At 69.5% G+C, this 24739-nt stretch carries 26 protein-coding genes; 15 read left to right on the forward strand and 11 right to left on the reverse strand.

The genetic code is table 11. From position 1 onward, the window contains the following. Window positions 1-139: 139 nt before the first annotated feature. The 5 genes from mptB to ACWEOI_RS17120 all read left to right on the forward strand — a co-directional run bounded on the left by mptB (window position 140) and on the right by ACWEOI_RS17120 (window position 5285). Entirely contained in the window at window positions 140-1822 is a 1683-nt protein-coding gene (mptB, locus tag ACWEOI_RS17100; protein WP_433672877.1) for a polyprenol phosphomannose-dependent alpha 1,6 mannosyltransferase MptB, read from the forward strand. After that, complete coding sequence (locus ACWEOI_RS17105; protein WP_357287611.1) at window positions 1819-2751, forward strand: ABC transporter ATP-binding protein; 933 nt, start codon at window positions 1819-1821, stop codon at window positions 2749-2751. The genes mptB and ACWEOI_RS17105 overlap by 4 nt, the downstream gene beginning before the upstream one ends. Beyond that, window positions 2748-3530 (forward strand): ABC transporter permease, encoded by a 783-nt coding sequence (locus ACWEOI_RS17110; protein ID WP_433672875.1) that lies wholly within the window; start codon window positions 2748-2750, stop codon window positions 3528-3530. The genes ACWEOI_RS17105 and ACWEOI_RS17110 overlap by 4 nt, the downstream gene beginning before the upstream one ends. 74 nt (window positions 3531-3604) lie before the next feature. Beyond that, complete coding sequence (locus ACWEOI_RS17115) at window positions 3605-4582, forward strand: COX15/CtaA family protein (protein WP_452360218.1); 978 nt, start codon at window positions 3605-3607, stop codon at window positions 4580-4582. Window positions 4583-4655: 73 nt separating this feature from the next. Continuing rightward, a complete protein-coding gene (locus ACWEOI_RS17120; protein WP_452360219.1) occupies window positions 4656-5285 on the forward strand; it encodes a class I SAM-dependent methyltransferase in 630 nt (209 codons plus the stop codon). 4 nt (window positions 5286-5289) lie between these two features. On the opposite strand, the gene ACWEOI_RS17125 is transcribed toward ACWEOI_RS17120, so the two are convergent. Then, window positions 5290-5835, reverse strand: coding sequence for a TetR/AcrR family transcriptional regulator (locus tag ACWEOI_RS17125; RefSeq protein ID WP_452360220.1), 546 nt, complete (start codon window positions 5833-5835; stop codon window positions 5290-5292). 171 nt (window positions 5836-6006) lie between these two features. On the opposite strand from ACWEOI_RS17125, the gene ACWEOI_RS17130 reads away from it, so the two are divergent. Beyond that, complete coding sequence (locus ACWEOI_RS17130; protein ID WP_452360221.1) at window positions 6007-6813, forward strand: alpha/beta fold hydrolase; 807 nt, start codon at window positions 6007-6009, stop codon at window positions 6811-6813. Between the two features lie 11 nt (window positions 6814-6824). Here ACWEOI_RS17130 and ACWEOI_RS17135 read toward each other — a convergent pair whose 3' ends face one another. Beyond that, the gene (locus ACWEOI_RS17135; protein WP_433672870.1) at window positions 6825-7697 is read right to left on the reverse strand and encodes an SAM-dependent methyltransferase; all 873 of its coding nucleotides are present in this window, start codon (window positions 7695-7697) and stop codon (window positions 6825-6827) included. A gap of 173 nt (window positions 7698-7870) precedes the next feature. On the opposite strand from ACWEOI_RS17135, the gene ACWEOI_RS17140 reads away from it, so the two are divergent. Then, window positions 7871-8263, forward strand: a complete 393-nt coding sequence (locus ACWEOI_RS17140) for a limonene-1,2-epoxide hydrolase family protein (protein WP_433672869.1) — start codon at window positions 7871-7873, stop codon at window positions 8261-8263. Between the two features lie 3 nt (window positions 8264-8266). Here the strand turns inward: ACWEOI_RS17140 and nagB are convergent, their stop codons facing one another. From nagB to ACWEOI_RS17165, 5 genes are read right to left on the reverse strand one after another with little or no spacing between them, the layout of a single operon-like run. Beyond that, on the reverse strand, window positions 8267-9049 hold the full coding sequence (gene nagB / locus ACWEOI_RS17145) for a glucosamine-6-phosphate deaminase (RefSeq protein ID WP_433672868.1): 783 nt from the start codon (window positions 9047-9049) through the stop codon (window positions 8267-8269). Beyond that, entirely contained in the window at window positions 9037-10203 is a 1167-nt protein-coding gene (locus ACWEOI_RS17150) for an N-acetylglucosamine-6-phosphate deacetylase (RefSeq protein ID WP_452360222.1), read from the reverse strand. Before ACWEOI_RS17150 ends, nagB begins: the two co-directional genes overlap by 13 nt. Beyond that, a complete protein-coding gene (gene ptsP, locus ACWEOI_RS17155; RefSeq protein WP_452360223.1) occupies window positions 10200-11855 on the reverse strand; it encodes a phosphoenolpyruvate--protein phosphotransferase in 1656 nt (551 codons plus the stop codon). Before ptsP ends, ACWEOI_RS17150 begins: the two co-directional genes overlap by 4 nt. Then, window positions 11845-12108: an HPr family phosphocarrier protein gene (locus ACWEOI_RS17160; protein ID WP_452360224.1), complete on the reverse strand. Its 264-nt coding sequence runs from the start codon at window positions 12106-12108 to the stop codon at window positions 11845-11847. Before ACWEOI_RS17160 ends, ptsP begins: the two co-directional genes overlap by 11 nt. Then, window positions 12105-13394 carry a PTS transporter subunit EIIC gene (locus ACWEOI_RS17165; RefSeq protein WP_433672865.1) on the reverse strand — a complete coding sequence of 430 codons (1290 nt, stop codon included), beginning with the start codon at window positions 13392-13394 and terminating at the stop codon, window positions 12105-12107. Before ACWEOI_RS17165 ends, ACWEOI_RS17160 begins: the two co-directional genes overlap by 4 nt. 92 nt (window positions 13395-13486) lie before the next feature. On the opposite strand from ACWEOI_RS17165, the gene ACWEOI_RS17170 reads away from it, so the two are divergent. Continuing rightward, window positions 13487-13717: a PTS glucose/sucrose transporter subunit IIB gene (locus ACWEOI_RS17170; protein WP_357083032.1), complete on the forward strand. Its 231-nt coding sequence runs from the start codon at window positions 13487-13489 to the stop codon at window positions 13715-13717. Window positions 13718-13722: 5 nt separating this feature from the next. Further along, window positions 13723-14172: a PTS glucose transporter subunit IIA gene (locus ACWEOI_RS17175; protein ID WP_433672864.1), complete on the forward strand. Its 450-nt coding sequence runs from the start codon at window positions 13723-13725 to the stop codon at window positions 14170-14172. 67 nt (window positions 14173-14239) lie between these two features. On the opposite strand, the gene ACWEOI_RS17180 is transcribed toward ACWEOI_RS17175, so the two are convergent. Together ACWEOI_RS17180 and ACWEOI_RS17185 are read right to left on the reverse strand one after the other, a co-directional pair. Continuing rightward, on the reverse strand, window positions 14240-14995 hold the full coding sequence (locus tag ACWEOI_RS17180) for a UTRA domain-containing protein (RefSeq protein ID WP_433672863.1): 756 nt from the start codon (window positions 14993-14995) through the stop codon (window positions 14240-14242). Continuing rightward, window positions 14992-15342, reverse strand: coding sequence for a hypothetical protein (locus tag ACWEOI_RS17185; RefSeq protein ID WP_433672862.1), 351 nt, complete (start codon window positions 15340-15342; stop codon window positions 14992-14994). Before ACWEOI_RS17185 ends, ACWEOI_RS17180 begins: the two co-directional genes overlap by 4 nt. Before the next feature lie 108 nt (window positions 15343-15450). Here ACWEOI_RS17185 and ACWEOI_RS17190 point away from each other — a divergent pair, with 108 nt between their 5' ends. Next, window positions 15451-16416 (forward strand): quinone oxidoreductase family protein, encoded by a 966-nt coding sequence (locus ACWEOI_RS17190; protein ID WP_452360225.1) that lies wholly within the window; start codon window positions 15451-15453, stop codon window positions 16414-16416. A gap of 8 nt (window positions 16417-16424) precedes the next feature. On the opposite strand, the gene ACWEOI_RS17195 is transcribed toward ACWEOI_RS17190, so the two are convergent. Then, complete coding sequence (locus tag ACWEOI_RS17195) at window positions 16425-17030, reverse strand: TetR/AcrR family transcriptional regulator (RefSeq protein WP_452360226.1); 606 nt, start codon at window positions 17028-17030, stop codon at window positions 16425-16427. An 83-nt stretch (window positions 17031-17113) separates the two neighbouring features. Between ACWEOI_RS17195 and ACWEOI_RS17200 the strand changes: the two genes are divergently transcribed. Beyond that, window positions 17114-18586, forward strand: a complete 1473-nt coding sequence (locus tag ACWEOI_RS17200) for an FAD-dependent monooxygenase (RefSeq protein WP_452360227.1) — start codon at window positions 17114-17116, stop codon at window positions 18584-18586. 212 nt (window positions 18587-18798) lie between these two features. Next, window positions 18799-20190, forward strand: a complete 1392-nt coding sequence (locus tag ACWEOI_RS17205; protein ID WP_452360228.1) for a hypothetical protein — start codon at window positions 18799-18801, stop codon at window positions 20188-20190. A gap of 142 nt (window positions 20191-20332) precedes the next feature. On the opposite strand, the gene ACWEOI_RS17210 is transcribed toward ACWEOI_RS17205, so the two are convergent. After that, a complete protein-coding gene (locus ACWEOI_RS17210; protein WP_379098132.1) occupies window positions 20333-21343 on the reverse strand; it encodes an AraC family transcriptional regulator in 1011 nt (336 codons plus the stop codon). Between the two features lie 297 nt (window positions 21344-21640). Between ACWEOI_RS17210 and ACWEOI_RS17215 the strand changes: the two genes are divergently transcribed. The 3 genes from ACWEOI_RS17215 to ACWEOI_RS17225 are packed head-to-tail and all read left to right on the forward strand — an operon-like array spanning window position 21641 to window position 24646. After that, window positions 21641-22615, forward strand: coding sequence for a quinone oxidoreductase family protein (locus tag ACWEOI_RS17215; RefSeq protein ID WP_379098129.1), 975 nt, complete (start codon window positions 21641-21643; stop codon window positions 22613-22615). Window positions 22616-22652: 37 nt separating this feature from the next. Continuing rightward, on the forward strand, window positions 22653-23546 hold the full coding sequence (locus ACWEOI_RS17220; RefSeq protein ID WP_379098126.1) for a TauD/TfdA dioxygenase family protein: 894 nt from the start codon (window positions 22653-22655) through the stop codon (window positions 23544-23546). 47 nt (window positions 23547-23593) lie between these two features. Next, window positions 23594-24646, forward strand: coding sequence for a BKACE family enzyme (locus tag ACWEOI_RS17225; protein ID WP_379098123.1), 1053 nt, complete (start codon window positions 23594-23596; stop codon window positions 24644-24646). Window positions 24647-24739 lie beyond the last annotated feature (93 nt).

Here is a 24739-nt window from a genome sequence, read left to right on the forward strand (position 1 = left end):
GTATGCCAGGAACTATACCCCCAGGGGTATCTGACGCAAGCGGGTGTGACCGATGGCAACCATCGGGCACACCGTCGAACCCCCGCTACGGCCATGCGATCGGCGTCCGACCCGCGGCTCCGGACTAGGCTTCGGTCCTGTGGCGGTAGCGGAAGGCGCGGGGCGCAGAGTCATCGATATCGGACGCCGGGCCCTGGGCCTGGACGTCCCTGCCGCCGATCACACCGTCGCCGTGCTGCACAGCGTCGACCACGACGTGCCCGGCCTGGACCGGCGAGAAACCCTGCAGCTGATGCGTATCCGGCTGCTCGGGGCGACCGGCGCGGTCATCATGGCGATTTCTGCACTCGGTGTCGGCGCGCAGCCGGTGCACCAGAACCCGACCTCCGGGCTGCGGGTGCTCGGCTTCTTCGCCCGCGCGGGCACGTCCACGCTGGCCATGTGCATGATCGGCACCGTCCTGGTGATCATGGCGTGGCTGCTGCTGGGCCGCTTCGCGGTCGGCGGGTGGGGCGGGGATCCCCGGCACCGGCTCAGCCGGTCGCAGATGGATCGGACGCTGCTGCTGTGGATCATTCCGCTCAGCGTCGCGCCGCCCATGTTCAGCAATGACGTGTATTCGTATCTGGCGCAGAGCGAGATCGCGAACCGCGGCCTGGACCCCTATTCGGTCGGGCCGGTCGACGGGCTCGGGCTCGACAATGTGCTGACCAACAACGTGCCCAATATCTGGCGCTCGACCGCCGCGCCCTACGGGCCGCTGTTCCTCTGGATGGGTCGCGGGATCGCGCAGATCACCGGCGACAACATCGTGCTCGGCGTGTGGCTGCACCGGGCGCTCGCGCTGGCGGGCGTCGCCTTGATCGTGTGGGCGCTGCCGCGACTCTCGCGCCGCTGCGGGGTCGCGCCGGTGAGCGCGCTGTGGCTGGGCGCGGCGAACCCGCTGGTGCTGTTCCACCTGGTCGGCGGGGTGCACAATGACGCGCTGATGCTCGGACTGATGCTGGCGGGGCTGGAGTTCTGCTTGCGGGCCATCGACGATTGTCCCGATTTCGATCAAAGGGCTTGGGCGCTGCTGATTTTCGGAGCCGTACTGATCACGCTGTCGTCGTCTGTGAAGATCATCTCGCTGGTGAGCCTGGGATTCGTCGGCATGGCCCTGGCACGACGGTGGGGCGGCGGACTCAAACCGGTGCTCATTGTCGGCGGGATACTCGGCGTCGTAGCCGTGGTCACCACGCTTTCCGTGAGCTACGCCAGCGGGCTCGGCTTCGGCTGGGTCAATACCGTCGGCACCGCCACCACCGTGCGCAGCTATCTGTCGCTACCGACGGCCATCGGAATCATCACCGGATTCGGCGGTGTACTGCTCGGGCTGGGCGATCACACCACCGCCCTGCTCGACATCACCCGGCCCATCGCCTCGCTCATAACGGGCTTTTTCATCGTGCGCATGCTCGTCGCCACGTGGACCGGGCGCTTGAACGCGATCGGCGCACTGGGGGTTTCGCTCGGCGCGATCGTGCTGCTGTTCCCAGTCGTGCAGCCCTGGTATCTGCTGTGGGCGATCGTGCCACTCGCGGCCTGGGCCAACCGGCCCGCCTTCCGGGTCCCCGCGGTCGTCCTGTCGGTGATCGTCTCCGTGATGGTGATGCCGCGCGGCGCCGACTTCTACGTCTTCCAGATAGTCGAATCGGCCATCGCCACCCTGATCGTCGGCGGCTCCCTGATCTTCCTCACCCGAAATGTGCTGCCGTGGCGCAATCAGCCGGGGGTGTCGGCTCGGTCACAGCAGCCCACGCCTTACGGTGTCTCTTCGTGACCGCAGCTTCCGGACCCGCCGTACGCGTCGACGGCGTGGTGAAACGCTACGGCGAGACCACCGCGGTCGACGGCATCAGCTTCGACATCGAACGCGCGCAGGTGCTGGCCCTGCTCGGACCCAACGGGGCGGGCAAGACGACCACCACCGAGATGTGCGAGGGGTTCGTGTCCCCCGACGCCGGGAGCGTGCGGGTGCTGGGGCTCGACCCGATCGCCGATTCCGATCAGCTGCGACCGCGCATCGGGGTGATGCTGCAGGGCGGCGGCGCGTATCCGGGGTCCAAGGCCGGGGAGATGCTCGATCTCGTCGCGTCCTACTCCGCGAATCCGCTCGACCCGGCCTGGCTGCTGGACACGCTCGGGCTCAAGGACGCGCGGCGGACACCGTATCGGCGACTGTCGGGCGGGCAGCAGCAGCGGCTCGCGCTGGCGTGCGCGCTGGTCGGGCGGCCCGAGATCGTGTTCCTCGACGAGCCGACCGCCGGATTGGACGCGCAGGCGCGGCATCTGGTGTGGGAGCTCATCGACGCGCTGCGCCGCGACGGAGTCAGCGTGCTGCTCACCACGCACATGATGGACGAGGCCGAACAGCTCGCCGACCAGCTGGTCATCATCGACCACGGGCGGGTCGTCGCCCAGGGCACGCCCGCCGAAGTCACCTCGCACGGCGCCGAAGGTCGGCTCGCGTTCACCGCGCCCCCGAAACTCGATCTGTCGCTGCTGGAAGCCGCGCTGCCGGAAGGCTTCACCCCGCGCGAGACCGCGCCCGGCTCCTACCTGCTGCAGGGCGACATCACCCCGCAGGTGCTGGCCACCATGACCGCGTGGTGCGCGCGAATCGACGTGCTGCCCACCGACATTCGCATCGACCAGCGCCGGCTGGAAGACGTGTTCCTCGAACTGACCGGGCGGGAGCTGCGCGGGTGACCGAGACCGAGAACCGATTCGCGGCGGGCACCTTCTCCCCCGCGCCGCAGCCGACCACGCGCGCGAAGATGCTGGCGGCACAGACGCGCATGGAACTGATCCTGTTGCTGCGCAACGGGGAACAGCTGCTGCTCACCATGTTCATTCCGATCACGCTCCTGATCGGGTTGACGCTGCTGCCGGTCAGCGGGCTGGGCGAGCATCGGGTGGATCGGGTCGTGCCCGCGGTGATGATGGTGGCGATCATGTCGACCGCCTTCACCGGGCAGGCCATCGCCGTCGGCTTCGATCGGCGATACGGGGCATTGAAGCGGCTCGGGGCGACTCCGCTGCCGCGGTGGGGCATCGTCGCGGGCAAGTGCTCGGCGGTGCTGATCGTGGTGGTGTTGCAGTCGATCCTGCTGGGCGGCATCGGGGCCGCGCTGGGCTGGCGGCCGTCGCTGGGCGGGCTGCTGCTGGGCGCGGTGGTGATCGGGCTCGGGACCGCGACCTTCGCGGCGCTGGGGCTGCTGCTGGGCGGGACGCTCAAGGCCGAGGTGGTGCTGGCGCTGGCCAACATCCTGTGGTTCGTGATGCTCGGGACCGCGAGCCTGGTATTCATGTCCGACGATCTGCCGCGCGCGGTCAGCGTGATCGCGCGGATCATTCCCTCCGGTGCGTTGTCGGAGTGCCTGGATCGGGCGATGCGCACCGGCGTCGACTGGTACGGGCTGGCGGTGCTCGCCGGCTGGGGTGGTCTCGCGGGGTGGCTGGCCACCCGATTCTTCAAGTTCGATTGAGTCCGAGCGTGTTTAACGACACGCTGTAGTAGGGCGGGTGACGGGCCGCTATAGGCCCCCGCTACGATCGGTGCGTGCTGTCTCGCGCCTTCCAGCGACTTGCCGACCTGTTCCCGATGCCCTCCCTGCGGGTGCAGCGGCTCATCGCGTTCCTGGTCATCCTGTCCCAGGCCGGAATCTCGGTGACCGGCGCGGTCGTCCGCGTCACCGCGTCTGGCCTTGGCTGCCCCACCTGGCCGCAATGCTTCCCCGGCAGCTTCGTGCCGACCGCGGTGGCCGAGGTGCCGGTGGTGCATCAGGTCGTCGAATTCAGCAATCGCATGCTGACTTTCGTGGTGACACTGGCCGCGGCGGCGATCGTGCTCGCGGTCACCCGGGCGCGGCGGCGGCGCGAGGTGCTGGTGTACGCGTGGCTGATGCCCGGTGGGACCGTGCTGCAGGCCGTGATCGGCGGCATCACCGTGCGCACCGGACTGCTGTGGTGGACCGTCGCGGTGCACCTGCTGGCGTCCATGCTGATGGTGTGGCTGGCGACGCTGCTGTGGGCCAAGGTCGGCGAACCCGACGACGGCATCGAGACCGTGCGGGTGCCGCGGCCGCTGCGGCTGCTCACCGCACTGAGCGGTGTCGCGCTGACCGCCACCCTGATCGCGGGCACCCTGGTGACCGGCGCCGGCCCGCACGCCGGTGACAAGAGCGTCGAGAAGCCGGTCGAGCGCCTTCAGGTCGAGATCGTGACCCTCGTGCACCTGCACGCCGAACTACTCGTGGCCTACCTCGCCCTGCTGGTCGGTCTGGCCTGCGGCCTCGCCGCGATCGGGATGAACAAGACCCTCCGCAACCGGATGATCCTGGTGATCGCGCTGGTGTGCGCGCAGGCGCTGGTCGGCATCATCCAGTATTTCACCGACGTTCCCGCCGTACTGGTCGCCTTCCACGTGGGCGGGGCGGCCGCATGCGTCGCCGCCACCGCCGCCCTGTGGGCCGCCATGCGCACCCGCACACCGCTTCCGGCGACCACTCCCGCAGCGATGGGTCAGGCCGCCGCGTAGTTCATCTACGCACGGCAGGATGGGGTGTGTGCCCGACCTGCTCGATGACGCTCGATTGGAACAGACTGCGGTAGTGGCGAACTCCGCCATGAACCGTGACCGTCGACTACCCGCCTACCGCCGTGAACTCGGCTTCGACCCTGTGGCCTGGCTCAGCGCCCGGCCCGGGCCGCAGCGGTGGCTCGATGTCGGATGCGGTAGCGCCCTGGCGCTTTTCGAGGCCGCCGAGTCGCTCTCGGGCCATGCGCGGGTCACCGGATTGGACCTGGTCGGCTACTTCGGCGGAACACCTCGCCCCGGCGTCGATCTCGTCACCGGGTCGGTCCTGTCCTGGGAGCCCGACGCCCCGATCGACCTGATCACCAGCGTCCACGCCATCCACTACGTCGGCGACAAACTCGATGCGCTGAGCCGCATGTCGTCCTGGCTCGCACCCGACGGCCACCTCGCGATCAATTTCGACGCCACCGCGATTCGCGACGCCACCGGGTCCCCGTTGGGCCGTCGGCTCTCGACAGACCTGCGCCACAACGGTTTCAGCTACTCCGCCCGAACCCGGCGTCTGACCCGGACCGGCCACGGCGCGCCCCGGTGGGACTTCCACTACCTGGGCGCGGACCCGTCCGCCGGGCCGAACTACACGGGCCAGGAGGCGGTGACCTCCCATTACGCGCCCGGGCCGGTACCGGCCGTCGATCGCTGATCCCTCAGCGCAGAAAGTGGGTGAGGGCGGCTCGGACGGCGGGTTGGCGGCGGTCGGCGTGGAGTTCGAGGAGGGCGGCTTCGGCCACCATGCCGATCCAGAGGCGGGCGGCCTGGGCGGGGTGGGGCCAGGAGAGGGCTTCGAAGTCGGGTTCGGCGATGGTGGCGGTGAGGGTGTTGCGGGCGGTGACCTCGTCGGAGATGAGGGGGTCGGCGCGGACCTCGAGGAGGAGGGCTTTCACGCCGCGGTCGCGGAGGCAGGCGTCGAGGTAGGCGGTGGAGCCCGCCATCAGGCGGGTGCGGCCGGGCGGGTGCGGGGCGATCGCGGCGTCGATATCGGCTTGCAGGCGCTCGTGGAATTCGCGGTGCAGGGCGAGGAGGTAGTTGGCGCGGGAGCCGAAGTGGTGGAAGAACGTGCCCTTCGAGACGCCCAATTCCGCGACCAGGACGTTGACGCTGACCCCCGCCAAACCCAGACTCTCGGCCAGCCGCAAACCGCTGTCGACCAGGGCGGCGCGAGTGCGCGCGGCGGAATCCTCCCGCAAATTCATATGGTTCAACCCTCACCGGGACCGCGCGCGATCGTGCCGCCTTGCGCGGCAGGCGATTCGGCACGACATCCCTTGCGTGTGTTTCGGACCGATTGTATGGTCAGCATATCTCACCGACCGACTGGTCAGTGAATGACCGATCGGTCAACACAATCGCATGAGGGGGTCCACATGCACACACTGCGAACCACAGCCGGGGAACTCGCCTACACCGACACCGGATCAGGCCCGGCGGTAGTACTCCTCCACGCGAACCTGCACGACCACCACGACTTCGACCCGATCATCCCCACCCTCGAAGCGTCCTACCGCGTGATCGCCGTCGACTGGCCCGGCCACGGCGCAGCCGCCCCGAACGCCACGGTCACCGCCGCAGATCTGGCCGACGCCCTGGCCGAACTCACCACCACCCTCGACCTGAAACAGGCCGTCTACCTGGGCAACTCGGTCGGCGCCTTCGCCGCCGCCCGCCTCGCCATCGACCACCCCGACCGCGTAGCCGGCCTCATCCTCGTCAACGGCGGCGGCCTCATCCCCCGATCCCTCCTGACCCGAGCCTTCTACCGTGTCTACGGCTCCACCCTCTTCGCCCGCCGCCTACTCCCCCGCAGCATCCGCAACTACATGCAGCCTCTGACCCCTGACGACGAGGCGGTCATCGACCGAGTCACCCGAACCGCCCGCACCGAAGTAGGCCGAGCCACCTACTCCTCCCTCTGGCGCAGCTTCGCCTCCCCGGCCTACGACCTCACCCCTCGAGCCTCCGGAATCAAAGCCCCCACCCTCATCGTCTGGGGCGCCCTCGACCCCATAGCCCGCCTCCGCTACGGCAAACAAGCCCACCACCGAATCCCCGGCTCCGAGCTCCGCGTGCTCCCCACCGGCCACCTCCCCTTCTCCTCGGCCCCGTCCGACTTCCTCGAAATCGTCCTCCCCTTCATCCAATCCGCGTACAGCGTCGCCGGGAAGGCCGGGTAGGCACTCGCCCGTCAGGTGCGGTCGGCGGTGAGGATGTGGCCGTCGGCTCGGAGGGAGCGGTGTTTGCCTTCGACATTTGCTTCCACGGCCAGGGATTCGAGGTCGCGGTCGGTGGTGACGGTGAAGCCGTGGGTCGCGAGGAGGGTTGCCAGGGCTGCGGGGGTCCAGGTGGAGCGTTGGGGTTCGTGGGCCATGGGGTTGGGGCGGCCGGTGAGGGTGAGGAGGAGTTGCATGGCCTTGCGGCCGTATTTGTAGGCGCGGTTGGGGGTGGGGTAGGTGATGATCAGGCGGCTGGCGGGGGCGCTGCGCTGCGCGATCGCGCCTATCGTCGCGGTGACCTGGGCCGGGGTCAGGTAGGGGACGACGCCTTCCCAGATCCAGGTGGTGGGGACGGAGTCGTCGTGGCCGGCGGTGGCCAGGGCGGCGGGGAGGGAGTCCTTGGCGAAGTCGACCGCGACGAAGCGGATGTCGGCAATGGATTCGCGGTCGCCGAGGCGGGCACGCTTCTCGGCCTGGGAAGCCGGATGGTCGACTTCGAAGACGGGGGTGCCGCGCAGGTCGGGCATGCGCCAGGCGCGGGCGTCCAGTCCTGCGCCGAGGATGACGAGTTGGGGGTTGGCGGCGTCCAGTACGGCGGCGTCGATGGCGATGGTGCGGACGGCCATGACTTCGGCTGTGGCGGAGAGGAGTTCGTATTCCATGCGGGGGCCGAAGGCGGCGGGGACGGCGCGGGATCGGACGAGCGTGACGAGGCCGCGTTCGTCGTCGGTCAGGAGTTCGGTGGCGATCGGGTCGGAGAATCGGCCGATACCCAGTCGGCCGTCGGCGACGGCCCGGCCCTGGCAGACCAGGATGGCGGTGCGGCTCGCTGCGCGCTCGGTCACGAGATCATTATTGGCGGTGGGGAGGGATTTCGCGGAGCGGCAGGCCGAGAGCGGGTCAGTGAGACGGGGGCGGGGTGGAGTCTCACGGCGAGAAGAGGGTTGACAGTGCCCGGGTGGGGCGGGAGTTTGGCTGCTGTAGGTCAGGTCCGTCGTAGGAAAGGTCTCCCGGAGCAGTGAGCATCGAACACGCCAGCCAGTCCCCCGCCGAGGTCGTCAACGCGTTGTGCGCCGAATGGCTCACCGGCACACCGGAATCCATAGCGGAGTTCTTCACCGAGGACGCGGTGTACCACAACATTCCGATGGATCCGTTCGTCGGCAAGGCCGCGATCCTGGAGTTCCTGCGCGGGTTCATCGGCGCGTTCGGCGGGATCGAGTTCTCGATCCACCATCAGGCGGTCACCGGGAACATCGTGCTCAACGAGCGCACGGATCGATTCAGCCTGGGCGAGAACAAGGTCGAGCTGCCGGTCACCGGCGTGTTCGAGGTGCGCGACGGGAAGATCGCGGCGTGGCGGGACTACTTCGACATGGCCCCGTTCGCGGCCATGCAGGCGGGCGCGTAGCGGTCAGAAGCTCTGCCAGGAGGGCTTGTTCGCGACCGCGAAACGGTAGTAGTCGACGGCCTTCAGGTTCGCCGCGGCGGCCGGGTCGACGATGACGGTGACGTGCGGGTGCATCTGCAGGATCGAGGCCGGGCAGAACGCCGAGACCGGGCCCTCCACGGCGGCGGCGACCGCCTCGGCCTTACCATCGCCGGTGGCGATCATCAGCAGATGGCCCGCGTCGCTGATGGTTCCGAGGCCCTGGGTGAGCACGTGGGTGGGCACCTGTGCGAGGTCGTCGTCGAAGAAGCGGGCATTGTCCTCACGGGTCTTCGGGGTCAGGGTCTTCACGCGGGTACGCGAGCGCAGTGAGGAGCCTGGCTCGTTGAAGCCGAGGTGGCCATTCGCCCCGATGCCCAGGATCTGGACCGAGATCGGGCCGTTCGCGGCGATGGCCCGCTCGTAATCGGCTGCGGCGGCCGGGATATCGGCGGCATTGCCGTCGGGGCTGTGCACATCGGCGTCGGCGAAGTCGACGTGGGCGGTGAACTCGTCGCGGATGAACCGGCGGTAGGACTGCGGGTGTCCGGGCGGCAGGCCGATGTACTCGTCGAGCAGGAACGCCTGCACCCCGGCGAAACTCAGCCCCTCCTCCCGGTGCTGCCGGATCAGCTCCCGATACGCGCCCAGCGGCGAGGACCCCGTGGCCAGACCGATGGCGCGGGCTCCGCGGCGGACGTGGTCGGCCATGATGCGGCCGGCCAGGACACCCGCCTCGGCGGCGTTGTCGGTGATCACGAGTTCCATATCGCTCCGTTCTTGTACACGCTCACGGGGTCCAGGAAGTGGTCCGTGACCAGCAGGTCGGCGCGCATCCCCGCCGACAGCGCGCCGAGGTCACCGGCCAGGCCGAGCAGCCGGGCGGGGGTGGCGCAGGCGGCGGTCACGGCCGCGGTCAGGTCGACACCGGCCTGGAAGACTGTGCGGCGCAGCACATCCGACGCGGTGGCGGTGCCTCCGGCGATCGGGCCCTCACCGTGCGGGTCGTAGATGCGCGAGACGCCGTCCTTCACGACGACGTCCAGACTGCCCAGCTGGTAGCGGCCGTCGGGCTGCCCCGCGGCGGCCATCGCATCGGTGATGAGGACCAGGTTGTCGGGGCCGATGGTGTCGAACACCATGCGCACGACCCCGTCGGCCAGATGCACGCCGTCACCGATCACCTCGGCCACCACGTCCCCGCGTCCGGCGGCGGCCATGGCGGCGGTGAGGAAGTTGGCGTCGCGGTGCGCCAGCTCGGGCATGGCATTGAACAGGTGGGTGATCGACACCCGCCGCCCGCGCCGCAGCGCGTGCACCGACCGCGCGTAGTCGGCGACGGTGTGTCCCAGGGAGAGAATCACATTCGCGTCGGCGAGTACGCTGGCGACCTTGTCGAAATTGGCGGTTTCCGGGGCTACGGTCACCGACAGGATGCGCCCGCCCGCGTAGTCCAGCAGCCGCTCCAGCAATGCCGGATCACCGGGCACGATGCGGTCCGGGTCGTGGGCCCCGCGCCGGTGCTCGCTGATGAACGGGCCCTCCAGGTGGATTCCGGCGAGCAGTCCCGCGTCCACGGCGGTGCCGAGCACGTCGATGCGGTCGCGCAGTTCGGCTTCGGTGGCCGATACCAGCGAGGCGACCAGGGTGGTGGTGCCGCGCCCGCGGTGGTAGCGGGCAGCGGCGGCCACGCCCGCGGCATCGGTTTCCGGGAAGCCGAATCCGCCGCCGCCGTGGCAGTGCACGTCGATCAACCCCGGCAGGATGATCGGCGACCGGTCATCGGCCTCCGGCAGCTCACCGTCGAATTCCGCTGCCGGACCGACGTAGTCGAGAAAAGGACCGTCGAACGACACCACCCCGTCGGCGAGCTCGCCCACCTCGGTGAGTGTGACGACCCGGCCGCGCAGGGTGGTCCTCACGTATCCGCCCCCAGGGCGGCTCGCGCGGCCGATAAGGCGTCCGCGGCGGTCCGTGCCGACAGCACCGCCGCCGCGGCGGCTGCACAGTGGGCCCGGGTCACCGACGCGAGCCGGGCGCGCACCCCGGCGAGGGAGCGCGGCGCCATGGACAGCGTCTCGACCCCGAGACCCACCAGCACACAGGCGAAGTCGGGATTGGACGCGGATTCCCCGCAGACCCCGACCTTCACGCCCCGCTTCGCGGCCCCGGCCACCGCCTGGGCGATGGTCGCGGCCAGCGCGGGCTGCCACGGATCGTGCAGTGCCGCCACCGCCGCGGACATCCGGTCCGCGCCGAACAGGTATTGCGACAGGTCGTTGGTCCCGATGGAGAAGAACTCCACCTCCGCCCCGAGCTGCTCGGAACGCAGTGCGGCGGCGGGAATCTCGATCATGATGCCGGGTGTCTCGAGCCCGGCCTCGCGGGCGCGGGCGGCGAAGTAGGCCGCCTCCTCCACGGTGGCGACCATGGGCGCCATGACCTTGACCGGGGTCCCGGTCTGCTCGACCGCGGCCTCGATCGCGGCCAGCTGGCCGAGCAGCGTCCCCTCATCGACGCTGCTCAACCGCAGTCCGCGCACACCCAGCGCCGGGTTCTCCTCGTCCGGCAGGTCGAGGTACGGCAGCGGCTTGTCCGAGCCCGCGTCGAGGGTGCGGACGATCACCGGGCGGTCGCCCATGACGCGGAAGATCTCCGCGTATCGCTCGGTCTGCTCGGCCACGGTGGGCGCGGATTTCCGGTCCAGGAACAGGAATTCGGTCCGGAACAGGCCGACGCCCTCGGCGCCGAGTTCGACGGCGAGCCGCGCATCGGCGGCGGAGCCGACATTGGCGAGCAGCGGCACCGCGTACCCGTCGGACGTGCGCCCCGGACCGGTCGGCGCGTCCGCCTGACGCGCCCGAAAAGCCGCGACTTCCTGGCGACGGGCCGCGCTCGGCTCAAGCTCCACCACACCGCCGGTCCCGTCCAGCACGATCTCGGCGCCTTCGGCGATCCCGACCGCCTCCGGCGCGGCGACCACGGCCGGAATACCCAGGGCCTTGGCCAGAATCGCGGTGTGCGAGGTGGGCCCGCCCGCCACGGTGAGCAGTCCGATCACCCGCTCCGGATCCAGCGTCGCGGTGTCCGCGGGCGCGAGATCCTGGGCGGCGAGAATGAAAGGCGTTGCGCTGTCCGGAATTCCGGGCGGACCCACACCCAGCAGTTCCGCGACCACCCGCTGCCCCACGTCGCGCAGGTCCGAGGCCCGTTCGGCCATCATCCCGCCGAGCGCGGTGAGCTGTTCCCCGAAGTGGGCGACCGCCTTGGTGACGGAGTGCGCGGTCGGCGTCCCGCCCCGGATCTCGGCGCGCACCTGGTCCAGCAGGGCCGGGTCGGCGGCCAGCGCGGAGGTCATGAACAGGATGTCGGCCGCGGGCCCGGCGGCCTCGAGCGCCTGCGCGGAGTACCGTCCCGCGACGATCTCGAAAGCGGTTTCCGCGCGCGTGATCTCGGCCTCGACGTCGCTCCCGGGTGCGTCGTCCGGGCTGGTGACGGGCGCGGCGGCCAGCCACTTCACCGATCCGATCGCGATCCCGGGGGCGGCGGCGACGCCGCGCATCTCACGCGTCAAGATCTGTCTCCAGCATCGAGACCAGTTTATCGAGGGCCGCCTCGGAGCCCTCCTCGGCGTGCAGGGTGACGGTGTCGCCCTGTTCCGCGCCGAGGGTCATGATCTGCAGCAGCGAGTTGGCGGCGACGGGATCCTTGCCCTGCTTCGAGATCTTCACGGGCACACCGGCCTCCCCGGCGGCCTTGGCGAACAGGGCAGCGGGCCGAGCGTGCAGTCCGGTCTTCGAGGCGATGACGGCGGTTCGGGTGATCATGCTGCGATGTTCTCCTTCTCGATTTCGGACTCGTCCGGTTCCCGGCCGGGTGTCGGCAGGTTCCAGCGCTTGATGATGAAGCTGAAGGTGACGTAGTACAGCGCCGCGTACCCGAGTCCGATCGGGATCAGCAGCAGCGGATGGGTGGCCTTGCCGAAGTTCAGCAGGTAGTCGATGGCGCCGGCCGAGAAGGTGAAGCCGTCGTGGATGCCCAGCGCGTTGGTCAGCGCCAGCGCGGATCCGGTGAAGAGGGCGTGGAGCAGCAGCAGCGGCCACGCCACGAAGATGAACGAGAACTCCAGCGGCTCGGTGATTCCGGTGAGGAACGCGGTCAGACCGGTGGACAGCATGATGCCGCCGATCATCTTGCGGTTCTCCGGGCGCGCGTGCCGCCAGATGGCGATGGCCGCGGCGGGCAGGCCGAACATCATGATCGGGAAGAAGCCGGTCATGAAGGTGCCCGCGGACGGGTCGCCGGCCAGGAAGCGCGGGATGTCGCCGTGGGCGCCGTGGTAGTCGCCGATCACGAACCACACCACGGAGTTGATGATGTGGTGCAGGCCCAGCGGCAGCAGCATGCGGTTGGCGAAGCCGAACACGCCGCCACCGGCGACCGAGTTGTCGGCGACGGTGGTGCCCAGCCAGGTGAGCGCGGCATTGAAGGCCGGGTAGATGAACGACATGAGCACGCCGATGACGACCGCGGCGCACGCGGTGAGGATGGGCACCAGGCGGCGGCCGGAGAAGAAGCCGAGGTAGTCGGGCAGCTGGGTACGGTGGAAGCGGGTCCACAGCGAGGCCGCGGTCAGACCCATCACGATGCCGCCGAGGACACCGAAGTTCACCAGTTGTGAGGCCTTGGCGGTGGCCATGTCGGCCACGACGGGGCAATCCCAGTGCGCCGCACGGAACAACCAGCCCAGCACCGGACCACAGCTACCATCCAGCACCACCGGCGACATGGCCTTGAGGACACCGGTAAAGGCGAGGTATCCGACCACCGCGGCCAGTGCCGTGGACCCGTCGGACTTCTTCGCCCAGCCGATGGCGATACCCACCGCGAACAGCAGTGGAAGGTTGTCGATCAGGGTCCCGCCCGCGCCCGCGAGCACCGCGGCGACCGAGTGCAGGGGCGAGAATCGGCCGAGCATGTCGTCCTGTCCCAGCCTCAACAACAGGCCCGCGGCAGGTAGCGTGGCAATCGGCAGCATCAAGCTGCGGCCGAGCTTCTGCAGTCCGGATAGATCGAGCTTCTTACGAGAGCTCTCGGCGGCGGAATCGGCCATGGCGGGTCCTCAGATCAGTTAGCGTCACTGGTTATAACCAGACATATACTGGTTATAACCAGCTTTGTCTACTCGACACGCACGGAGGAAATATGTCGAAAGCGAATCAGATCATCGCGGGCCTGGGTGGCGCGGACAATATCGTCGAGGTGGAAGGCTGCATCACCCGTTTGCGCGTGGAGGTCAAGGACGCGGGCAAGGTCGACGACAAGGCGCTCAAGGCCGCCGGCGCGCACGGCGTCGTGAAGATGGGCGACGCGGTGCAGGTCGTCGTCGGACCCACCGCCGACGCGCTCGCCGAAGACATCAACGACATGATCTGACGGCCATGAGCACCGAGATTCTCGCGCCGCTCGCCGGCCGCTCCATGCCCCTGTCCGAGGTTCCCGATCCGGTCTTCTCCGCGGAGATGGTGGGCGCGGGCGCGGCCATCGAACCCCCCGACACCGATGCCGCCACCACCGTGGTCGCCCCGGTCGCCGGGTCGATCGTGAAACTGCACCCGCACGCGGCGGTCATCGTGACCGCCGACGGCACCGGCGTGCTGCTGCACGTCGGCATCGACACCGTCGGCAAGCCGGATCTGTTCGAGGTCAAGGCCGCCGAGGGCGATCGGGTCGACGTCGGCGATCCGCTGATCACCTTCTCCCCCAACGCGGTTCGCCGCCTGGGCCTGAGCGCCGCGGTTCCGGTGGTGGTCATGGACAGCACCCCCGGTTCGGCCCACGGGGTCGTCGCCGGTGAGATCGCCACGGGCGCGGTCCTTTTCACCATCTGACCCTGTAACGACACGAGCCGCTGTCCCCGATGGGGCAGCGGCTCAGTCGTTTCCGGGCGCCGGGCGGCTAGACGTCCTCGGCCGAGACGGTCATGTACACCTGGTAGCGGTCGGCCCGGTACCAGGACTGCGCGTGTTCGACGGCCCGATCACGCGAGTACGAGATCCGGTCGAAAGCCAGGAGCGGGGAACCGGTTTCGGTTCCCAGCCAGCCCGCGTGCCGTTCGTCGGCGGCCACCGCGCGCACGCTCTGCTCGGCCCGGTCGATCGGGCAGTCGTACTCCCGCGAGAACAACGCGTACAGCGACTGCGTCAGTTCGTGATCCAGCAGGTCCGGCAGCAGATCGACGCGGTACCAGCCGTCGTCGATCGACATCGGCAGGCCGTCGGCCAGCCGCAGCCGGACCAGGTGATAGGCCTTGGTGTTCACCGCCAGCCCCAGCGCGCTCGCCGAGGCGGCGGGCGGCACCGCGTAATCGGTGTGCAGCACCACGGTGCCGGGGGTGCGGCCCAGGCGGCGCATGTCGTCGGTGAACGACGCCATGTGCAGCCGCGATCGGGCCACCCGTTCGGCCACGAAGGTGCCCTTGCCGGGGACGCGGGTGATGACGCCCTCGGATTCGAGCTGGCCCAGCACCTCGCGCACGGTCATGCGGCTGACGCGGTAGTCGTCGCAGAGCTGGCGTTCGCTGGGCAGCATCTCACCGGGACGCAGGGTGGCGCACAGGGTGGTGAGGGCCGACCGCAACTGTGCCTGTTTGGTCACCCGACCCGGCACGTCGTTGCGGTCCTTTCCGCCCCCGCCTGCTGCGGGCGCGGTCATTTCTCGTTGCGCGCCTTGGGGAATCGCTTCTGACGCGCGACCCAGCCCGCCATCTTGGCCCAGTGCCCCTTCGCGGGGGTCACCTTGGAGATCAGCTCGCGGTCCCATTCGTCGGCCTCGGTCAGGCCGTCGACGGTCTCGACGAGGGCCTTGGCGGCCTCCAGCGAGCCGACGACCCGGTCGCCCAGCACGCCGTCGGCGCCGACGAGGGTGACCCGGACGCCGATGCGGCCGATGGGCTGCAGCACCGCGGTCGCGGAGCCGCCGTGCTCGGCGACGAATCCCTTGACGGAATCCACGACGGACGGCGACAGCTTCTCGGGTGCCGGGGCGGCGGTAGCGCTCATGTGTCGCAGTTTACCCACCGGTAAATCAGCGTCCATGGACCGCCGTGCATCTCACACTCGGCGTGCCGCCGCGCACGCCGATTCCGGGCCGGTGTCAGACTGGTCGGCATGCGCGCCATCCAGGTTTCCGAGCACGGCGGTCCCGAGGTCCTGCGGCTGGTGGAGGTGCCCGACCCGCAGGCGGGTCCGGGGCAGCTGCTGGTGCGGACGCAGGCCATCGGAATCAACTTCATCGACACCTACATTCGGACCGGGCGCTACCCGCAGCCGGTGCCCTACATCCCGGGCGCCGAGGGCAGCGGCGTGGTGGAGGCGATCGGGGACGGCGTCACCGACTTCCGGGTCGGGGACCGGGTGGCGTGGGCGGCCGCGCCGGGCAGTTACTCCGAACTGGTGGCCGTGCCTGCGGCCGTGGCGATTCCGGTGCCCGACGGGGTGGACGCGCCGGTGGCCGCGTCGGCGCTGTTGCAGGGCATGACCGCGCACTACCTGATCGAGTCGATCTACCAGCCCGAGCCGGGCGAGACGGTCCTGGTGCACGCGGGCGCGGGCGGGGTCGGACTGATCCTGACCCAGCTGCTGAGCGCGCGCGGGGTGCGGGTGATCACGACGGTGTCGACCGACGACAAGGAGAAGCTGTCGCGCGAGGCCGGTGCCGCCGAGGTGCTGCGCTACGACGAGGACATCGCCGCGCGCGCCCGCGAACTCACCGGTGGGGAGGGCGTGGCCGCGGCTTATGACGGGGTCGGCGCGTCCACCTTCGAATCCAGTTTGGCCGCGACCCGGATCCGGGGCATGGTGGCGTTGTTCGGCGGGGCCAGCGGGCCGGTTCCGCCGTTCGATCTGCAGCGGCTCAACCCGCTGGGCTCCCTGTTCGTGACCCGGCCGACGCTGGTGCACTACACCCGCGATCGGGCCGAATTGCTCTGGCGGGCAGGCGATATCATGGACGCCATCGCCGCGGGGACGCTGCGGGTGCGGGTGGGCGGCAGCTATGCGCTCGCCGACGCCGAGCAGGCGCATCGGGACCTGGAGGGTCGCCGGACCACGGGCTCGATCGTGCTGGTGCCCTGAGGTTTTCGTCAGTCGGGATCGCGGCCGGTGAGGCCGCGGTAGACGAATCGGGTGAGGGCGTCCACGGCCTGCTCGTCGGTGAGCGCCAGGCCGCCCTCCTCCACCGCCTGCAGCAGGCCCGTCGCCGAGGCGAACATCATGGACAGGCTCGCGTCGGCGGAGCCGGGTAGGCGCGGGCCCGCCGGGCCGAATCCGTCGAGATGGTCGGCCACCTCGTCACGCTGCTCGGTCGCGAAACGCGTTGCGATGCGGGCGAAGTCGTCGTTGACCAGGGCGGCCTGCTGGACGGCGCGCAGCACCGGCCAGTTCTTGCGGGCAAAGGCCCAGTAGCTCGCGATGTGGTAGCGCACCGCGGCCGGATCGGTGAAGTCGGCGATGTGCGCGGGATCGGCGGCGGAGATGTCGCTCTCGTCGGCCAGGTCCTTCAACAGCGCCTGGAGCAGTTCTTCCTTGCTCGCGAAGTGGTTGTAGAACGAGCCCGCCGCGCGATCGGCCGCGGCGGTGATGTCGGTGATCTTCGTGTTCAGGTAGCCACGTTCGGCGAACAGCCGCCGGGCGGCGGCTTTGAGCGCCTGCTCGGTCTCGGCCGACCTCTCACTGCGGCGTGCTGCCACGATCCACCTCCTTGACAGCGGAAGGTACCACCCAGAATACTGAATTCACGTTCAGTGAATTCATATTCAGCATTGGAGTTGTCATGAATCCGCAGGTCATCATTGCCGGAGCCGGGCCGACCGGACTCACCCTCGCCATCGATCTGGCGCGTCGCGGGGTGGCGGTGCGCATCGTGGACCGCGCCGCGGAGTTCTTCGCCGGATCGCGCGGGGACGGGTTGCAGCCGCGCACCCTCGAGGTTTTCGACGATCTCGGCGTGCTCGACGCGGTGCTCGCCCAGGGCGCGCCGCAGGCCCCGCTGCTGGTCCACCTGGACGGGGAGTTCGTGATGGAGCGGCGGATGAGCGCCTGGCGCGAGCCCAGCGCCGATGTGCCGCACCCGAATCCGTGGGTGCTCGCCCAGGCCGACACCGAACGGGTGCTGCGCGACCGGCTGGCGGAGTTCGGGGTACGGGTCGAATCCGGCACGGCGCTGGTCGATTTCAGCGCCGACGCGGACGCGGTGACGGTGACGGTGACACTGGAGCACGACGGCGTGACCGAGCAGGTGCGGGCCGGGTACCTGGTGGGGGCGGACGGCGGTCGCAGCACCGTGCGCAAGGCGCTGGGGATCGCGTTCGAGGGCGTCACCGACGAATCGATTCGCCTGTTGCTCGGGGATGTGCGCGCGGACACCCTCGATCATTCGGTGGGCTACTGGTTCGCCGATTCCGACTCCCCCATGGACGGAATCGCCTTGATGCCCTTGCCCGGCGGACGGAAGTTCCAGTTCGCGACCGGACTCGACGCCGACTCCGGGACCGGTCTGGAGGTATTGCAGGAGCACGTGACGCGCCGATCCCGCCGCGACGACATCGTGCTCAGCGACCTGAGCTGGTCGACGGTGTGGCGGCCGAATGTCCGCCTGGCGCAGCGGTATCGGTCCGGGCGGGTGTTCCTGGCCGGGGACGCGGCGCACGTGCATCCGCCGACCGGCGGGCAGGGACTCAATACCGGCGTTCAGGACGCCTACAACCTCGGCTGGAAACTCGCGGCCGCGCTGCGTGATCCGGGGGCCGCGACCGAGGCCCTGCTCGACAGCTACGAGACCGAGCGGCGGGCGGTGGCCGCGCGGGTGCTGGGCCTGAGTGCGGAGCTGCTCGACAAGACGGTGAAGGGCGATCCGGACGCCATGGATCGGGAGGGCACCCATCAGCTCGACATCAGTTATCGGGACGCTCAGGACAATTCGCCCGGAGTGCGGTCCGGGGACCGCGCACCGGACGCACCGCTGACCGACGCGAACGGCAAGACCGTCCGATTGTTCGACCTGTTCCGTGGTCCGCACGCCACCCTGCTCGCGTTCGGGCGGGACACGACCGGCGATCCGGACCGCTCCCTCGCGACCGACCTGCGGACCGTACGCCTGGTCGGAACCGAAACCGCGCTGGTCGAAGGCGAATTCAGCGATGTCGAGGGGCATGCGCGCCGCGCTTACGACGCCGCCGACGGCACCTGGGTGATCGTCCGCCCCGACGGACATCTCGGCGCTGCCGGCACCGCTACCGCGCGGTAGCGCACGCGTCCCGGGTTCCCGGCTCCGAGCTGTGCACCCCTGGGAACCCGGGAGCCGCGTGAACCGTGCAGAATGATCATGCTGCCGCGCAAGACGATTCGCCCGGACCGAACATTTTCGGCCACGCGAGGGAGTCGCGACCCCGTAAGGTGGTCGCGGCGAGGGTTCGGGCGGCCGGCAGGTAGAGGCGCATCGGTCAGAGGTGGTCTGGGATGTTGGTGAAGGTCCGTAACGACGACCCGTCGCGGCTGTCGAGCACCGAGCGCACCGTGGTGAACTGGCTCAAATCCTGGAGCGGGCCGCACGCCGTGCCCGGAATCGCCGTGGTGCAGTGCCAGGACGCCGATGTGGTGGTGTGGACGCCGCAGACCTGTGTGGTGGTCGGCGTGCACGGGTTCACCGAGCGAGTCAGCGGGACGCTGTCGTGCGCGCAGGACCAGCCGTGGACCGTGGACGGGGAACCCGCGCCCATCGACGGCGACGACGATCCGCTCGACCGGGTGCACCGCCAGACCATGGACCTGGCCGGGCAATTGCGTTCGGCCCCCGGCCGTGAGGCGGTGCCGGTCAGCGGACTGGTGCTGCTGGTGCCGCAACTGGGCAGCCGGGTCAAGCTGGAGAAGGGTGACCTGCCCACCGGCATCGACGTGCTCATCGGCGACGGACCGTCCTCGCTGCGCGCCTACTTCACCACCCTCGCCGAGGGCGCGCCCGCGTCCTGGCACGCCGCGCAGGTCGGGCAGGCGCTCGGCGCGCTCGGGTTCGCCGCCGCCGCAACCTATTCCGATCTGGTGGCGGAAGGCTTCCCGGTACCGGACTCCGCTCGCGACGCACCGCTGCCGTTCGCCAACCGGCCCACCGAGGTGATGGTTCCCTCCGTGCCGCCGGCAACGTCCATCCCCGAGGACAGCAGACCCCCGCTGTCCAGGCGAGAGCCGGGCGCGACCGGGCACGGCAGTGCCGAATCCCGCAGCGGCGCGCCCCGGTCCGGCGATCGTCCTGTGGCGCAGCAGGAACCGGCCGCCGGGCACGGTCCCGGCGTCGGCGCCGCCATTGCGGGCGCGACCTCCGCCACCGCCGCCGAGCGGGCCTACCGTGCACTCGCGGGCACCTCGGAACCCCAGCCGGGACCCGGCCGCACCCCGCCGCCCCCGACGCCCGTTCCGGGCGCGGCCCAGGCCGGACGACCGCCGGGACCACCGCAGGCCCAGCCGCCGGCGCCGCAGCCCCGGCCGGGCATCGGCCCGGACCCCCAAACCCGGCCCGACCCCGCCCGGTCCGCTCCCCCGCAATGGTCGGTGCCGACCGCTCAGCAGGAACGCGACCGGTTCCCCGTCTGGAACGAGCCGCCCCCGAGCGGGGACGGCCGCAAACGCCGCCGCGACCTGCCGATCCTCGGCGGGCTGCTGCTGGCTCTGGTCATTCTCTTGATCGCCATCGCCTGCGTGGGCGGCGGGAGCACTCCGACGAAGTCGCCGGACAAACAGCCGCAGCCGACGCATTCGTCCGTCGTCGACACGCCCCCCTCAGGGCGCTCGGTCGATCCCACGCTGCCGCATACGACCGTTCCTCCGGCCTGCTTCCCATTGCAGCCTTGCCGCTGAGCCCGGATGTCGTTGTGCGGCACTACGGCAGACGAGAGAACTCGAGACCGGACACCGTGCCGACGACCAGCGAGCCGTTAGCCGGCGTGACGCATCACCCCTGACGCGCCCGTCTTCGATTCGACTGGACCAGCGCCCGGAATCACTCGGTGCGAGTGCCCGCCGCGGCACGCCACTGGCTGGGCGTGCAACCGTGGCGTTGCCGGAACCAGCGGGTGAAGTTCGCCGGGGCGGAGAAGGCGAGGAGTTCGGCGATCTCGGTGAGGGTGTGGCGACGGTTGGCGACCAGGTGCTGGGCCAGTTCGGCGCGGGTGGAATCGACCAGGGTGGTGAAGGTCTCGCCCTCGGCGGCGAGGTGGCGGTGGATGGTGCGGCGGTCCACGCCGAGGCTGCGCGCGACCTGGTCGGCCGAACAGCGGCCGGTGGGCAGCAGCAGTTCGATGAGTTCGCGGACCCGGTCGAGGGTGGTCGTGGTGCGGGCGTCGGGGGTCGAGTCGAGCAACTGCTGGGCGTAGGCCCGCAGCTGCGGGTCGGACATCACGTTCGGCGCGTCGAGATCGGCGGCGTAGGTGAGGATCCCGTTGAAGTCGGCGTCGAAGACGAGGTGCGGGCCGAGCACGCGGTGATGTGTGCGGCGATCACGGGGCGCGGGATGGCTGAACCGCACTTCCAGTGGCTGCCATTCACTTCCGAGGAATCCGCGTAGCAGACCGTGCAGCACGCCGACCGCCAGCTCGATGGCTTGGCGGGTGCTGCCGGGACCACCCAGGTCGAGGGCCAGGCGGATGGTGGCGATGCCGTTGTCCTCCGTGAGCCGGGTGCGCAAGGCCTCGTTGTACATGTTCTCGTGGCGCGACAGGACCCGCAGTGCGCCACGAACATCGGGCTCGTCGCGGATCACCAGGCTCAGCGGGCCGAGATTGGCGAACCGGCGGCGCTCGGCCAGCAGCAGTCCGAAATCCTCGTTCCCGCTGGCGATCGTGGAGCGTTCGAGCAGGTCGGCGATGGCGGCCGCGGGGACCCAGCGGTCCTGCAGGCTCAAGCTGGCCGGATCCAGACCACCCGCGCGGATCAGTGCGACCGGGTCGAGTCCCAGCGATTGACCGAGCTCGACATACCTGTGCAGCGCGGCGTAGCGGGCCAGTGGCCTCAAGGCATCCTCCCGAAAATGTCCCAATATGAACAAAATTCTGTCCCGACAGGATAAGCATCCGGTCATCATCCAGCTTAGTGTGGGTTCCATCACAGCGACGGTGACCAGCGGACAGGAGGCACAACGTGATCGGCGAGCGTACCCGACACGGCCTCCCGCTGACACCTCGCACTCGATAGCCAGATCCCAGCTCGCCCGCCCACCGAGGCACGGCGACATCGGATCGATATCCGTTCACCGGATCCGAGCACGGCCGCGCCCAGCCGGGGTGCAGCCACGTCGAAGAGGAGATTTGTTGTGGCACAGGCTGTTCGCTTCTACGAGACCGGTGGCCCGGAGGTCCTGCGCTGGGAAGAGGTCGCGGTGGGCGCACCCGGCCCCGGCGAGGTGCGCATCCGCCACGAGGCGGTCGGACTGAACTTCGCGGACACCTATTTCCGCAGCGGCCTGTACCCGGCCGCCTTGCCGGCGGGCATGGGTGTCGAGGCGGCCGGTGTGATCGAGGCCGTCGGCCCCGGGGTCGACGGATTCCGGCCCGGCGATCGGGTCACCTATACCGGCAGCCCGCTGGGCGCCTACAGCACCGAGCGGGTGATGTCCGCCGAGCATCTGATCGCGATCCCGGACGAGATCGGCTGCGATGTGGCAGCGGCGATGACCATGCGCGGGCTGACCACGGCCTACCTGCTGCGGCGCATCCACCCGTTGAACGCCGGGGACACGGTGCTGTTGCACGCCGCCGCGGGCGGCGTCGGATTGATCTTCACGCAGTGGGCGAAGCTGTTGGGGCTCACGGTGATCGGGACCGTGTCGAGCGAGGAGAAGGCCGAGATCGCCCGAGCACACGGCTGCGATCACGTGGTGCTCTACACCCGCGAGGACGTCGCCGCCCGGGTCCGGGAGATCACCGGCGGAGCGGGCGTGCCCGTGGTGTACGACAGCATCGGCAAGACCACCTTCGACGCGTCACTGGATTCGCTGGCGCGGCGCGGGCTGCTGGTGTGCTTCGGCACCGCCTCGGGCCCGACGCCGCCGATCGAGGCCATGCGTTTGGCGGTCAAGGGCTCGCTGTTCGTGACCCGTCCGGCCCTGGCCGACTACATCGCCGATCCCGCCGAGCGCGCCGAACTGGCCGGGGAGCTGTTCTCCCACGTCGCGGCCGGACGCATCCGCATCGAGATCAATCAGCGCTACGAGCTGCCCGACGCGGTGCGCGCGCACCGCGACCTGGAGTCCGGACGCAGCATCGGCTCCTCGGTCTTCACGCTCTGATCACCCGGCCCTCAGGGCTCATCGTTTGGAGGAACTCATGACAACCATTGCCCCACTCCCGAATTCGACAATGCGCGGCGCGATCGGCGTGCAGCCGCTGGCCTGTTCGATCGGCGCCGAACTGTTCGGCGTCGACCTCGCGCGGGCGGCGCACGACGACGCGCTGTTCGCCGAGCTGCGCGCCCTGCTGCTGGAATACAAGGTGCTGTTCGTTCGTGATCAGGACATCAGCCGCGCCGATCATGTCGCTCTCGCTCAGCGTTTCGGGCCGCTCGAGGACCATCCCGTGGCGGGCAGCGATCCCGACCATCCGGGACTGGTCCGCATCTACAAGGACCTCGACAGCCCGCCCGAGCACTACGAGAACGCCTACCACTGCGACGCCACCTGGCGGGTGAACCCGCCCATGGGCGCGATCCTGCGCTGCGTGGAAACGCCGCCGGTGGGCGGCGACACCATCTGGGTGAACATGGTCGAGGCCTATCGGCGACTGCCCGAGGACGTGCGTGACCGCATTCGAGGGCTGCGCGCGCGCCACAGCATCGAGGCCAGCTTCGGCGCGCGGATGCCGATGGATCAACGCCACGAACTGGCGCAACGCTTCCCCGACGCCGAACACCCCGTGGTGCGCACCCATCCCGAGACCGGTGAGCAGATCCTGTTCGTCAACTCCTTCACCACCCACCTGGTGAACTACCACACCTCCGAGCACGTGCGGTTCGGCGCGGACTACGCGCCCGGCGCCGCCGAGCTGCTGCACTACCTGATGCGGCAGGCCACCATCCCCGAATACCAGGTGCGGTGGCGGTGGACGAAGAACAGCTTCGCCATCTGGGACAACCGCTCCACGCAGCACTACGCCGTCCAGGACTACTGGCCCGCGGTCCGCAAGATGGAGCGCGCCGGGATCATCGGCGACGCAACCTTCTGAAATCTCTTCACTCCCCACATTATTCGATTCCCGATCGGAGTATTTCCATGCATTTCCACGATGATTCGCTGTTCCCGGAGAACCAGGAGAAACTGGTCATCACCGTGGCCCCCTACGGTCCCGAATGGGAACTCGACGACTTCCGCGAGGACCTGCCGCTGACCATGGACGAGCATGTGCAGGCCGCGGTGGACTGTTACGAGGCCGGGGCCACCGTGCTGCACATTCACGTGCGCGAACTCGACGGCAAGGGCTCCAAGCGGCTCTCGAAGTTCAACGAACTGCTGGGCCGGCTGCGCGAGGCGGTACCGGAGATGATCCTGCAGGTCGGCGGCTCCATCTCGTTCGCGCCGGAAGGTGAAGGCGCGGACGCGAAATGGCTGTCCGACGACGCCCGGCACCTGCTCGCCGAACTGGATCCGGCGCCGGACCAGGTGACCATCGCCATCAACACCAGCCAGATGAACATCGTCGAGCTGATGACCGACGACGACATCGCCGGCACCTCCTTCACCCGCCCCGAGGTGTACGACGCCTACCGGGAAATGGTGGTCCCGGCCGGTCCCGCATGGGTCGAGGAGCATCTGAAGCGGTTGCAGGCCAAGGGTATTCAGCCGCATTTCCAGCTTTCCAGCATTCCGCAGCTGGAGACGGTGGAACGGTTGATCCGCCGCGGCGTCTACACCGGCCCGCTCATGCTGACCTGGGTCGCCATCGGCGGCGGCTTCGACGGACCCAACCCCTACAACATGATGGAGTTCGTCCGCCGCGTCCCCGACGGCGCCGTGCTGACCCTCGAGACACTGATGCGCAGCTGCCTGCCGGTCAACACCATGGCCATCGCCATGGGCCTGCACGCCCGCTGCGGCAACGAGGACACCCTGTGGGGCCGCAAGGGCGAGAAGATGACCTCGGTGCAGCAGGTGCAACAGCTGGTCCGTATCGCCGGGGAACTGGGCCGCGAGGTCGCCACCGGCAAGGAAGCCCGCCAGATCTACAAGCTCGACGAGCGCTACGGCAGCGCCGAGGAGACCCTCGCCAAGCTCGGGTACGCCCCCAACCGCAAGCCCGGCCAGGTCGGATTCACCCAGCACGCCTGACCTTCCCGGCCTCGGGCGGGCACCGCGCCCCGCCCGCCCGAGGCGGGCCGCACTCCGCCGTGCGCGCCGCCCTCGTACGTCCGTCAGCTCTCC

The organism is Nocardia sp. NPDC004340 (genome assembly GCF_053602575.1).